Origin of the sequence: Blautia marasmi (assembly GCF_900258535.1) — a bacterium.
In the GTDB taxonomy this organism is placed as follows: domain Bacteria; phylum Bacillota; class Clostridia; order Lachnospirales; family Lachnospiraceae; genus Blautia; species Blautia hominis.
In genome coordinates, this window is record NZ_OIWX01000001.1 from 5,116,311 (window position 1) to 5,127,943 (window position 11,633).

Annotated in this window: 13 protein-coding genes; 9 read left to right on the forward strand and 4 right to left on the reverse strand. The window is 44.0% G+C overall.

The annotated features are described in order from the left end of the window. Positions 1-100 precede the first annotated feature (100 nt). The 4 genes from C6P39_RS22365 to C6P39_RS28565 all read left to right on the forward strand — a co-directional run bounded on the left by C6P39_RS22365 (position 101) and on the right by C6P39_RS28565 (position 2,518). Entirely contained in the window at positions 101-307 is a 207-nt protein-coding gene (locus tag C6P39_RS22365; protein ID WP_104805249.1) for a hypothetical protein, read from the forward strand. Then, positions 300-1,253: a RimK-like protein gene (locus tag C6P39_RS22370; RefSeq protein ID WP_104805250.1), complete on the forward strand. Its 954-nt coding sequence runs from the start codon at positions 300-302 to the stop codon at positions 1,251-1,253. The genes C6P39_RS22365 and C6P39_RS22370 overlap by 8 nt, the downstream gene beginning before the upstream one ends. Next, complete coding sequence (locus C6P39_RS22375; RefSeq protein WP_104805251.1) at positions 1,253-2,065, forward strand: hypothetical protein; 813 nt, start codon at positions 1,253-1,255, stop codon at positions 2,063-2,065. The genes C6P39_RS22370 and C6P39_RS22375 overlap by 1 nt, the downstream gene beginning before the upstream one ends. Positions 2,066-2,326: 261 nt before the next feature. Further along, positions 2,327-2,518: a flavodoxin gene (locus C6P39_RS28565; RefSeq protein WP_242987210.1), complete on the forward strand. Its 192-nt coding sequence runs from the start codon at positions 2,327-2,329 to the stop codon at positions 2,516-2,518. Between the two features lie 127 nt (positions 2,519-2,645). Here the strand turns inward: C6P39_RS28565 and C6P39_RS22385 are convergent, their stop codons facing one another. From C6P39_RS22385 to C6P39_RS22400, 4 genes are read right to left on the reverse strand one after another with little or no spacing between them, the layout of a single operon-like run. Further along, positions 2,646-3,416 (reverse strand): ABC transporter permease, encoded by a 771-nt coding sequence (locus C6P39_RS22385; RefSeq protein WP_104805253.1) that lies wholly within the window; start codon positions 3,414-3,416, stop codon positions 2,646-2,648. Then, complete coding sequence (locus tag C6P39_RS22390; RefSeq protein WP_104805254.1) at positions 3,413-4,315, reverse strand: ABC transporter ATP-binding protein; 903 nt, start codon at positions 4,313-4,315, stop codon at positions 3,413-3,415. The genes C6P39_RS22385 and C6P39_RS22390 overlap by 4 nt, the downstream gene beginning before the upstream one ends. Further along, on the reverse strand, positions 4,316-4,516 hold the full coding sequence (locus C6P39_RS22395) for a PLDc N-terminal domain-containing protein (protein ID WP_095175864.1): 201 nt from the start codon (positions 4,514-4,516) through the stop codon (positions 4,316-4,318). It lies immediately after the preceding gene. Continuing rightward, on the reverse strand, positions 4,513-5,640 hold the full coding sequence (locus C6P39_RS22400) for a helix-turn-helix domain-containing protein (protein WP_095175865.1): 1,128 nt from the start codon (positions 5,638-5,640) through the stop codon (positions 4,513-4,515). Before C6P39_RS22400 ends, C6P39_RS22395 begins: the two co-directional genes overlap by 4 nt. A gap of 265 nt (positions 5,641-5,905) precedes the next feature. Here C6P39_RS22400 and C6P39_RS22405 point away from each other — a divergent pair, with 265 nt between their 5' ends. The 5 genes from C6P39_RS22405 to C6P39_RS22425 all read left to right on the forward strand — a co-directional run bounded on the left by C6P39_RS22405 (position 5,906) and on the right by C6P39_RS22425 (position 11,631). Continuing rightward, positions 5,906-6,646: a DUF3784 domain-containing protein gene (locus C6P39_RS22405; protein ID WP_104805255.1), complete on the forward strand. Its 741-nt coding sequence runs from the start codon at positions 5,906-5,908 to the stop codon at positions 6,644-6,646. Positions 6,647-6,721: 75 nt separating this feature from the next. After that, a complete protein-coding gene (locus tag C6P39_RS22410; RefSeq protein ID WP_104805256.1) occupies positions 6,722-7,585 on the forward strand; it encodes a LysR family transcriptional regulator in 864 nt (287 codons plus the stop codon). Positions 7,586-7,678: 93 nt separating this feature from the next. Then, positions 7,679-9,670 (forward strand): oxidoreductase, encoded by a 1,992-nt coding sequence (locus C6P39_RS22415; RefSeq protein WP_104805257.1) that lies wholly within the window; start codon positions 7,679-7,681, stop codon positions 9,668-9,670. Between the two features lie 153 nt (positions 9,671-9,823). After that, the gene (locus C6P39_RS22420; RefSeq protein ID WP_095175869.1) at positions 9,824-10,816 is read left to right on the forward strand and encodes an ABC transporter permease; all 993 of its coding nucleotides are present in this window, start codon (positions 9,824-9,826) and stop codon (positions 10,814-10,816) included. Beyond that, the gene (locus C6P39_RS22425) at positions 10,813-11,631 is read left to right on the forward strand and encodes an ABC transporter permease (RefSeq protein WP_095175870.1); all 819 of its coding nucleotides are present in this window, start codon (positions 10,813-10,815) and stop codon (positions 11,629-11,631) included. Before C6P39_RS22420 ends, C6P39_RS22425 begins: the two co-directional genes overlap by 4 nt. Positions 11,632-11,633: the final 2 nt, after the last annotated feature.

The following is an 11,633-nucleotide window of genomic DNA, read 5'->3' on the forward strand; positions in this document are numbered from 1 at the left end:
TATAGGTATTATTTCTATTGTGCTTTTCTTTAAAATTGAATATAATTAAAATGTGTTTAGAGGTGAATGTCAGGTATATTTAGAGAACGGAGGAAATTACATGAAAGAACATATTTTATTAGACAAAGCATATATCTATGAAAATATTGATAGAGATCTAAGTCCAAAAGATTGTTTTTATGATAGGATGTGCGGACTATGGAGAGTGAGCAGTACAGGAGAAGTTATGATGGTTAGTAGTTCAGTTCAAAGGGCAGAGACAAAAAAGAGTGATATTGAAACTGGCGAGGATCAAAAAGGTGAATAACATAGATTATCTAGTGGTTTCTTCAACAATTGACTTCTCAACAGATTTAGTCTGCTATAGATTACTAAAAGGTAACAAAAAATTTTATCGAATTAACAGAGATGAGTTTACTAAATACAAGATAATAGTTGATTTTCAATCTAAGCAATTGAAGATATCAATAGGAAGTGAAAGCTACATTGCGGATTTTGAAAAATTGAAAGGTATATATTATCGGGCACCAGTTTTTTTACGGACACAGTCAAAGAATACATTATCTGTTGAAGAGCAGCTTGAAAGAAGTCAATGGAGTTCCTTTCTTAGGAATCTAATTCTTTTTGAAAATGCGGTATGGATAAACAATCCGGTGGATACATATCGTGCAGAGAATAAAATGTATCAGCTTTTGATGGCTAAAAAATGCGGAATGAATATACCTGATACACATGTTACAAATTCATTGGATGTAATAAAAGAAGAGAATTTGTATATTGTAAAATCATTAGATACGGCTTTGTTTTATGATGTTGAGAAGCGAATAGAGTTATTCACTTATTCAAATGTAGTAAGTGGTAGAGAATTAAAGGATTATGATTTACATGCAGCACCAGTCTTTATTCAAGAATTCTTGAATCCGAAAGTTGATTGTAGAATTACATATATTATGGGAAAGATGTTTCCCTTCCAGATTCTGAAAAGGGGAGAAGGAGTTTATGGAGATTGGAGATTTGATAAAGAAAAATTAGAATATATTCCATTTATTTTGCCGGAGACAGAAAAGCAAAAAATTTTGAGTATGATGAGTGCACTCAATCTGAACTTCGGTGGAATTGATCTTGCGCTTGTAGATGGAAAATATTATTTTATTGAAGTAAATCCGACAGGGGAATGGGGATGGTTAGAAAATAGTACAGGTTGTGAAATTAGTAAAAGCATAGCAGACGCTTTGTGCTTGGAGGGCCAATAATGTTTGGAGAGATAATCCCAGTTCTTGATTCACAAAAAGCAAACAAAGTGATTAAGAAAAAAATCGAAGAAAAAGATTTTCCCATTCCAAAAAACTTATCCGCTATTGAACTAAACGATTTGAATAACGAGTATAAGAACATTATGGAAATGAAAAATCGTTTAGAAGATAAAGCTAAAACAATAGTGGCATCCTTAACTATTGCAATTACACTTATATTAAATTTATCTAAGATTATAGAAGGAATACTAGAAAAATACCCATTTAAATATATGGATGTTCTTATTTTTGCTCTAGCACTACTATCAATAATTTATATGTTAATGGCAGGTGTAATGTGTATTCAAGTGTTGATAAAGGAAAATATATTGCACCAAGTTCCACTGGATTTAAGAAACGATAAGAAATCTATTTATGAAAACACCCAACTAAATATTAAACAGAATCTAATAAGAAATAATATAATCTATACATCATATAAATCAATAAGAAACTCTGCGATATGCTTGGTTATTATTTTCGTTTTAGCAATATTACCGTACCATATTACTGAAAAGAATAATGGTATTGACATAAGCTATGCTGCAAACAAGACAATTGCTTATGAAACGTCTGCGATGAAATGGTTGCTAGAAAATAAGCAGAAAGATTTTTCAATTGGCGGGTTTATAGAAGCATATCATCTGAACGGAGAAAATGGAGTTAAAAATATTTATAGTAACGATGAAAAACTACTTGTCACTATAGAGCAGAAAGATGGGCGTTATATCATTTTAGACATTAAAGGAAATGTAGAAGAAATAACAAAATAGTATATCAAAAAGAGCAGTCTGATGAGGCTGCTCTTTTTGATAGGCATTGAAAATCAACTATTATGCTTTGAAGGCATAATGATTCATTTAATACAGGCATTAGACTTCAGTGACAGGAGCAATTATAATGAAAGCGTAAAGTTGGCGCATTACACAGAAGTATATAGCGATAAAGCCAGTAAAATCAGGGGATAGGGGAGACTGGGTACAGTTTACTACCCGATTTGGTGGTACAGAGAGCCGTCCATTATTGACAGCTTCCTGGAAGCCTATGATCTTAACGGAAAGACCCTGATCCCTTTTGCAACGTCCGGCGGCAGCGGTTTAGGAGATTCCGGCAGAAATATGGCGGCCCTTACACCGGGAGCTAAAGTGGCAGAAGGCAGACGCTTTACAGCAAGTGTAAATGGCAAAGAACTTTCAGAATGGGCTGCACAAAAAATGCCGGTTTGATCAACAGAGATTGATCTGATCAAAAATAAACAGGACATCAGATGATTTAAGGTCTGATGTCCTGTATTATTTTATACTCCATGAAGAAATATGGTTTGTTTACAGTTTGTAAGTAGTTTTTGTGATACTAAATAGATTTTTTATTAAATATCAGTACGGACAGCAGTATGTTCACCACAGAGAGGATAGCAGCGGCCAGCACCGCATAAGTGAAATCAGACACCTCAGCAGCCTGAGGCAGCAGACTGTATGAGGACATTAACTTTGTGGGAATATACTTTGTCAGATCAGGTATCATTGCCAGCAGGTAAAGAAGGAAAAAAACACCGCCCGTTCCTGCCAGCACCATGTAATTACTGCTGCACAGAGAGGACATCAGCATGATAAGTGTGATCAGCCATATGCCGGTCAGATAGAGACAAAATGCCCCGAAAAACACATGGGAAGCTTGGCTGTTATCCCAGAAATACATATTGTAAGCATATGTGATCCCAAAAGAAATCCAGTAACAGACCGTCCAGAGCAGGAAAACGGAGATGGATTTTGAAAGGATCAGTTTCCATCTGTGCATTCCTTTTGTAAGAATATTTACCAGAGTGCCTTTCTGATATTCTGTGGTCAGAATACCGCTTATGATCACAATAAATATAAGGAGCAGCATGGGGGTGTTCTTATAAAACTGCGTCCAGGATGTAAAGACATCCACCCGGATCCCGGTCAAGACCATACCGCTTTCTTCCAGGGAACCGGCGAAGGCTTCCATCATCCAGGGCATCAGCTTGGCAACAAGAGGGTTCATAATTCCAAATAAAACAGAGAGGATCACAAGAAGCGGCATTCTGCCGGTGCGTGTGGATTCCATAAATTCTTTTTTAGTAAAAGCTGTAAGCTGCCTCATATTCCCACCACCTCCATAAACAGGTTTTCCAGTGTGGCTTCCCGCATTTCTAACTTCTGGACACAGATTTCATTGTCTGCCAGGATCCTCATGGCATTTGTCATGTCCTTTTCACTTTTTTCCGGGAAGAACAGGCGGACAGCACCGGTCCTCTCGCTGCCGGACATGGAGGCTGCGAAGGCATCGGCATCCTGCGGATGATAAAATTCAATATCGAATCCGTTTCCCTTCCGTTTGCTTTTTATTTCTTCCAAAGAACCCTTAAGCGCGGTCCTGCCGTTGTGAAGAAGGGCGATCTCATCGCAGATTCGCTCCACATCTGAGAGGATATGCGTGGAAAAGATCACGGTTGTGTGGTTTTTTACAGCGAGGAGGATATCCAGGATCTCTTTTCTGCCCAGAGGATCCAGTGCGGATGTAGGTTCATCACAGATCAGCAGCCTGGGTTCGTTTAAAAGTGCCTGGGCGATTCCGAGCCTCTGCTTCATGCCTCGGGAAAAACCGTGAATCCGCTTGTTTTCTTTATCCAGTCCCACAAGCTGCAGCAGTTCATGGGATTTTCGTCGGATTTTCTTTGCAGGCATTCCTGTGATCTCACCGCACAGCTTGAGGTATTCAGACGGCGTCATATATCCGTAAAATTCAGGGACATCCGGCAGGTAGCCTATAAAACGGTTGGTTCGGTTCTGGCCATAGCGGACCGTTTCCCCGTTTACTGTGATCTTTCCGCCGTCCACAGGCAGAAGCCCCAGGATCATTTTCATGGTGGTGGTTTTTCCGGCTCCGTTTTGCCCGATAAATCCATAAATGGAGTGCTCCGGTACCGTGAAACTTAAGTCATCTATGATCTTTTTGCTCCCAAACGATTTTGATACATGGGAGAGGGTCAGCATATTCATTCAACTGTCCTCCCTTCCCAGGAGAAGGTACAGTACCGGACCGATAAATTCCATTCCGATAATGACAACCACCAGCCATAAGGCCCGTGAGCCCCTCTTATAATTTTTATGGGTGAGAACATGCCGCAGGGTGATAAAAAGCAGAAGAAATTGTACAATGACTAATGGAATGAGAAACGGTAAAAGGTCTGAAAATGTCATAAGGATTCTCCTTTCGCTTGAAACATCTTTTTCATTTTCTGTAAGTCTTCCTTGTCTTTCAGTATTTCAAATACAGGATTTTCTAAGGCCTGAACTACGCTGCCAAAGATGACTTTTTTATCACGGACTAAGTTCCCGCCCAAATCCATGTTCTCAAAATAATCATCAATGGAATTGAAATAACTGTCCCCTCCTAAATAGATCCTATCATGGCTCAGAAGGGAGTCTGTGATGGCTGCAAACTTTTTTAAACGTTCCATAGCCACCTCCGGTTTCTGATGTATGCAGTAAATGGCAGCAACCTGATAATGGTACTGAGCGGCTGTGTTCTCGTGCAGATGCTCCAGGTCATAAATTTCCATCACACGGTCAATACGGTTAATGGTTTCCCTGCAGGCATCCAAATCATCCGCATGAAGGGAAAGGTACTGTACAGCGCCGAATACAAGCGCAAGCAGATGGATGTACATACCGTACTGGCTGTACTTATTGGCCTTTTCCTTCTGACCGGACATGGCATAGGCCTGAACCAAAATGGATTCCCCCTGAAAAGAATAGTGGTATGGGTTCAGAAGTTCCTCCAGCGTGTCGATCACTGCCGGGACCTTATTGCACAGAAGGTCAATACTGGCTTTTAAGAGAATGGCATCATTACATAAACCGATATCTCTGCTGTCAGAGATGATGCGGGAACATAGGGCGGATGCTTCTTCCAGAATTTCCGTCTGTCTCTGGGGGTCAGGGGCAAGGGATACGTGGTTCAGCCAAAGTACGCAGATCTGGAAAAGGAAAGAATGGCAGGAGTAGTATTTTTTAACCATCCGCCGGCTCTTTTCCATCACTTCCCCGAAGGGCTGTTCCGCAAATTCTGTCATAAAGTCAAAATATATTTTTTGAATCTGCTCTTTACTCAGATTCGGTTCATATCCCAGAAGGTCATCCACGGTCACTTCAAAATAAGCGGCAAGCTGAGGCAGGAGCATAATGTCCGGCAAACTCTGCTTGGTTTCCCATTTCGATACAGAGGCTTTGGTGACACCGACGAAATCAGCCAGTTCCTCCTGGGTGATTCCTTTTTTATGGCGTAAATTTACAATGTTTTCGGAAAAATTTAGTATATTCATCCTGTAACCCTCCTTATATGGTTGATTATAAGCAGGTAACTGAAAATTATCAATAGATTGCGGCGATACTTTGAGATACAAAGTCAACTGCAAGGAAACTACCTGGTACGTTCTGTCCTTCAGGTTTAAAAAAGTGTATTCTGTGCAAATGGATTTCAATCTTTTTGCAATCTGTTATAATATTTTTAACGGATAAGAACAAAGCCGTCAGAAAGTTAGTTATTGGCAGGAAAATAGGATCTGTTTTTAGAAAAGGGGGATTTGTATGTTGATCATTTGGGGGATTGCAGTTTTAATGGGTGTGCTGAGTGTGGTTCTGCTGCTGGGGAAAGGGAGTTTTTTGATCGCCGGATATAATACTTCCGGCAAAGAAGAGAAAAAAGAATATAATGAAAAAAGGCTGTGCCGGGTCATGGGGGGAGGCATGGGTGTTATCACACTTATGCTGATCGGCTGGGGTGTTATGGGTGAAAAATTTCCTGTGTCTGTCTTTGTTATCGTCACCATAGTTACCGTGATCCTTATACAAGTATTGAGCAGTACCATCTGCCGGGCGCAGGTAAATGACGGAGGGGAGCAAAAGAAAGAAACATCAAGAGACCGGATATACAGGCGGGCTTCCTTTATATTCTCGGCAGTCATTCTGGCAGGAGTTACTTTTGTGCTCTTCACAGGTCATGTCACTCCGGTCCTGCATGAGGACTCTCTGGAGATCCAAGTGTCCTATTGGTCGGATAATGAAGTGGCCTACCGTTCCATCAGATCCGTTGCGTACATGGAGGATCTGCAGCGAGGCAGCCGAAAAGGAGGTATCGGAGGTCCAACCCTGCAGGCCGGTCATTTCAAGAATGCAGAGTTTGGGGATTATATGCTCTATTCCTATACCTCATGTGACAGTTTTGTGGTTTTGGACACAGAGCAGGGAACGGTGGTGCTGAATGGAAAAGATAAGGCGGCAACAAAAGAATTATATGAGGAACTGCTTGAAAAAGTGGGGGAGAGCTGATGCAGACAACAGTTGACAGAGTATTTTCTCTGCCTATACAATAGGAGTATCACGAGAGAAAAGGCAGGCATTTATATGAACACAAAAGATTTAAAATGTTTCGAGGCTGTGTATCAGGAGCAGAGTATCAGTAAAGCCGCCAGCCGTCTGTACATCACCCCGCAGGGACTGGGAAAAAACATCAGAACCCTGGAGGCGGAGCTGGAAACCATACTTTTTGAACGGACAAAGCAGGGCATGCGCCCCACAGAGAGCGCGGACTTTCTTTATGGAAGGACAAAGAAGATCATACAGGAGCTGGAGGAACTGGAGAACGGCGTCAGACAGCTGGAAAACAGGAAAATAGTCCTTCGCATCGGATACGCCTGTGGTGTCTTCAATGTCCTTCCTTTTCAGTTGATCTTAAACTTCATGAGAGATAACCCTAATATCCGGGTGGAGTGGAACGAATACTCCAACGAGGAGGTAAAAGCCCTGCTGGAGGATTCCATGCTGGAATATGGTTTTATCGTGGGGAGGCATGAGGGGGAAGAAATGATACAGCGCAAGCTGGATGGAAGAGAGGTTCTGCTGCTGGTCTATGAGGGCCATCCCCTCTATAAAAAAGAGCGGATAAATGCAGATATGCTGAGAGAAGAAAATATGATACTCATGAATGAACATTTCCACATGTTCCATGATTTTACAGCTATCTGCCGTGCAAAAGGATTCTCCCCCAATATCATCGCAAAAACATCAGACGGTGCGGTCCTGTATAAACTTTGCCGCCAGAAGATCGGACTTGCCGTCATACCGGAGTTTATGCTGGAGGATTTCCGCATGGATCATATGCGTGCCATCCCATTTGAAGAGAATCTGACTTGGGATGTGTTCGGCGTCTATAAGGAAGATACGAAAAACTATGAAACCATACAGCAGTTTGACTGCTTTCTAAACTGAAACAAAAAGTTTCCACCTGACAAAGAAAGGTTGCTGGCAGAAATGCGTTATCCTTTTGTATACTGTTTTTAAAGAGAAACAAAGGAGGACGCAATGAAATATAAAAATCTATTTACCCCTGTGCAGATAGGAAACGTTACCTTAAAAAACCGCTTTGCACTGGCGCCAATGGGGCCTCTGGGGCTGGCAGATGCCCAGGGCGGGTTTAACCAGAGAGGGATTGACTACTATACTGAGCGTGCAAAAGGCGGTACCGGCCTGATCATCACAGGCGTTACTTTCTCAGACTGCCAGGTGGAGACACAGAGTATGCCAAACTGTCCGAATTCCACCTATAATCCTGTGCATTTTATCCGTACAAGCAGAGAGATGACAGAGCGGGTCCATGCATACGGAAGTAAGATCTTTCTTATGATGTCCGGTGGTTTCGGACGTGTTACCATTCCAACCAACTTGGGAGAATTTCCGCCGGTAGCGCCTTCGGCCATTCCGCACAGGTGGCTTGATAAGACCTGCCGTCCCCTGACAAAAGAGGAGATCCGCAGCATCGTAAAATCTTTCGGTGACGGCGCTTACAATGCCAAACGCGGCGGATTTGACGGTATTGAGGTACATGCAGTCCATGAGGGATACCTGTTGGATCAGTTTGCCATCTCCATGTTCAATCAGAGAACCGATGAGTACGGCGGTTCCGTGGAGAACCGTCTCCGTTTTGCCAGAGAAGTGGTGGAAGAGATCAAATCCCGCTGCGGAGAAGATTTTCCGGTCGTCCTGCGCTACAGCGTAAAAAGCATGATAAAAGACTGGAGAGAGGGTGCCCTTCCCGGAGAGGATTTTGAGGAAAAAGGCCGTGATACCCAGGAAGGACTGGAAGCGGCAAAACTCCTTGTCAGCTATGGCTATGATGCCCTTGATACAGATGTGGGAACCTATGATGCCTGGTGGTGGAACCATCCCCCGATGTACCAGGAAAAGGGCTTGTTCCGCCCTTACTGCAAAATGGTGAAAGAAGTAGTGGATGTACCGGTACTCTGTGCAGGACGTATGGATAACCCGGATATGGCATCCGAGGCAGTGGAAGACGGGACCTGCGATATCGTAAGCCTTGGCCGCCCCCTTCTGGCTGACCCGGACTATGTGAACAAGCTCCGGGCAGGACGAAGGGAGGAAATCCGTCCCTGCATCTCCTGTCAGGAGGGCTGTATGGGACGCGTACAGGAATATTCCATGATCAACTGCGCGGTGAATCCCCAGGCTGCCCGGGAGAGGGTAACGGCCTATGAACCTGTTCGGAAAAGCAAAAAAGTATTGGTAGTGGGCGGCGGTGTGGCCGGATGTGAAGCGGCAAGAGTGCTTGCAGTCCGCGGCCACATGCCGGTGCTGTTTGAAAAGACAGGAAGCCTTGGCGGCAATCTGATCCCGGGTGGTGCCCCTGCTTTCAAGGAAGATGACCTGGAGCTGGCAAAATGGTATGAAACTGCACTGAAAAAACTGGATGTCCCGGTGCATCTCCATACGGAAGTCCGAAAAGAGGATGTGCTGAAAGCAGAGTATGATGCTGTGATAGTTGCCACAGGATCCAGCCCAAAAGTATTCCCTCTGGGTGATGATTCCCATGTTTATACTGCGGCACAGGTGCTCACAAAAGAGAAGGACTGCGGCAGCAGCACAGTTGTGGTGGGCGGCGGCCTGGTAGGCTGTGAGACCGCTCTTTGGCTGGCGCAGAATGGGAAACAAGTGACGATCGTGGAAGCACTGGACAGTCTGATGGCAGTCAACGGCCCGCTCTGTCATGCCAACAAAGATATGCTGGAGCGCCTGATCCCCTACAACGGCATTGATGTGGTGACGGGCGCCAAAGTGACAGGTTTTAAGAACGGTACATTATCATATCTGATCCGGGATGAGGAGGAGCAGATCTCCTGTGACAGTGTCATTTTATCTGTTGGCTACAGAGAGGAAAATATGCTCTATCAGGATCTGCAGTTTGATGTGCCGGAAATCTATCTTCTGGGTGATGCAAAGAAGGTTTCCAATATTATGTATGCAATCTGGGATGCTTTTGAAGTGGCAAACCATATTTAAGTTATGTATAACAAAAAACACAAATTTATATCCCCCCACGTGGCTTGTGGGGGGATTTTTTCTTTGTTATACTATGGTTAGTCAAAAAAATAACACACGTAACTGCAGCGGAACGGAACAGTTACGAAACTCATCAGATAAGAGGAAACTGCATTGAATACACCACAGAAGATTGAATTTTTACTGAAAAAGCTGGCACAGATCCTGCTGTCCATGCTGGTGCTGTCTATATTAGTGTTTTTTATTGCCCGTCTTTCCCCCGGGGACCCTTTAAAATCCTACTACGGGGAGAGTGTGGAGCGGATGAGTGAGAGCCAGAAGGATAAAGCCAGGGAGCGTCTTGGCCTCAATGAACCTATGACGGTACAATACATACGCTGGGTGGAAAATGCCCTGCACGGGGACTTCGGGATCTCCTATAAGTATAAACAGGATGTGGGGGCAGTCATAGAGAAAGTTTATGCCAATACCCTTATACTGGGAGGCTTATCCTATGTACTCACCTTCCTTTTTGCTGTACTTTTGGGTATCTTCTGTGCGATGCGGGAAAATACCCTGATCGACAGGTGCATCTGTAAAATCGGGACCGTGACGAACTGTATCCCATCCTTTTTTGTTGCACTTGTACTGATCCTCATCTTCGGTGTGAACCTGGCTGTGCTGCCCACCAGCGGTGCCTATGCCCTGGGAGGGGAACATTCCCTGGGAGACAGGCTCGTGCATCTGATCCTGCCGGTGACCGTTATGGTGTTATCCCATCTATGGTATTACACTTATATGGTAAGAAATAAACTTTTGGAGGAGATCCGTGAAGATTATGTACTTCTGTGCAAGGTAAAAGGCATGGGGAAATGCCGCATCATGTTCACCCACTGCCTGAGGAAGATCCTGCCTTCCCTGATCAGCATCATGGCAATTTCCGTTCCCCACATAATCGGGGGGACCTATATCGCGGAGAGTGTCTTTTCTTATCCGGGACTTGGGACTTTGAGTATGGAAAGTGCTCAATACCATGACTATAACATGCTGATGGTTTTAAGCCTTATAACAGGTTTTGCGGTCATTGCAGCCAATGTGGCAGGCCAGATCATCAGCGAATGGATCGATCCCAGAATGAAACAGGAAAGAGGGGAAAAGACAGCATGAAAAAGAAAAAATTCCCTATTTTCTCCTTAGTGATCTTGGGTCTTATCATCCTGGGATGCCTGTTTGGCAAAGTCCTGGCAACAGGAGATCCCTTCTATATGAACCTGACGGAAGTCAGTCTGCCACCCGGCAGTGCCCATTATTTCGGCACAGATACCATGGGGAGGGATATTTATTCCATGATATGGGAGGGCGGAAGAGTTTCCCTTTATATCGGACTCCTGGCAACTGTGATATCCTCTGTGACAGCCATTGTGTACGGCTGCATCAGCGGTCTTGTGCCGGACTGGCTGGACGATCTGCTCATGCGTTTCACAGAGATCATTTTAAGTATCCCTTCCATACTGCTTGTGATCTTTCTGCAGGCGCTTCTGGGGGAAGCTACAGCTACCAGCATAGCTGTAGTGATTGGACTGACAAGCTGGATGAACATTTCCAAGGTGGTCAGAAGTGAGGTACGGCAGATACGGAGCAGTGATTTCGTACTGGCATCCAGGCTGGCAGGAGGAAAGTTTTTTTACATACTGCGCAGGCATTTGTTTCCCAATTTTATCTCCTCCACCATGTTTATGATCGTCACCAATGTAAGTGCGGCGATCGGAACAGAGGCTACCCTCAGTTTTCTGGGGATCGGCCTTCCCATGGAGATCATTTCCTGGGGAAGTATGATGTCTCTTTCACAGAAAGCGCTGTTGTCCAATTCCTGGTGGATCATCCTGATCCCGGGAATCTTCCTGGTGACAACCCTTGTATGCATCACCAATGTGGGCGAGTACATCCGCCTTAGAAATAACAGAGAACACAGCAATCTATAAAA

Excerpts from the sequence above, each read along its gene's own strand:
- C6P39_RS22405 (WP_104805255.1), top strand. The coding sequence starts at position 5,906 with ATGTTGATCATTTGGGGGATTGCAGTTTTAATGGGTGTGCTGAGTGTG.
- C6P39_RS22425 (WP_095175870.1), top strand. The coding sequence starts at position 10,813 with ATGAAAAAGAAAAAATTCCCTATTTTCTCCTTAGTGATCTTGGGTCTT.
- C6P39_RS22395 (WP_095175864.1), bottom strand. The coding sequence starts at position 4,516 with ATGACATTTTCAGACCTTTTACCGTTTCTCATTCCATTAGTCATTGTA.
- C6P39_RS22385 (WP_104805253.1), bottom strand. The coding sequence starts at position 3,416 with ATGAGGCAGCTTACAGCTTTTACTAAAAAAGAATTTATGGAATCCACA.
- C6P39_RS22375 (WP_104805251.1), top strand. The coding sequence starts at position 1,253 with ATGTTTGGAGAGATAATCCCAGTTCTTGATTCACAAAAAGCAAACAAA.
- C6P39_RS22410 (WP_104805256.1), top strand. The coding sequence starts at position 6,722 with ATGAACACAAAAGATTTAAAATGTTTCGAGGCTGTGTATCAGGAGCAG.
- C6P39_RS22415 (WP_104805257.1), top strand. The coding sequence starts at position 7,679 with ATGAAATATAAAAATCTATTTACCCCTGTGCAGATAGGAAACGTTACC.
- C6P39_RS22390 (WP_104805254.1), bottom strand. The coding sequence starts at position 4,315 with ATGAATATGCTGACCCTCTCCCATGTATCAAAATCGTTTGGGAGCAAA.
- C6P39_RS22400 (WP_095175865.1), bottom strand. The coding sequence starts at position 5,640 with ATGAATATACTAAATTTTTCCGAAAACATTGTAAATTTACGCCATAAA.
- C6P39_RS22365 (WP_104805249.1), top strand. The coding sequence starts at position 101 with ATGAAAGAACATATTTTATTAGACAAAGCATATATCTATGAAAATATT.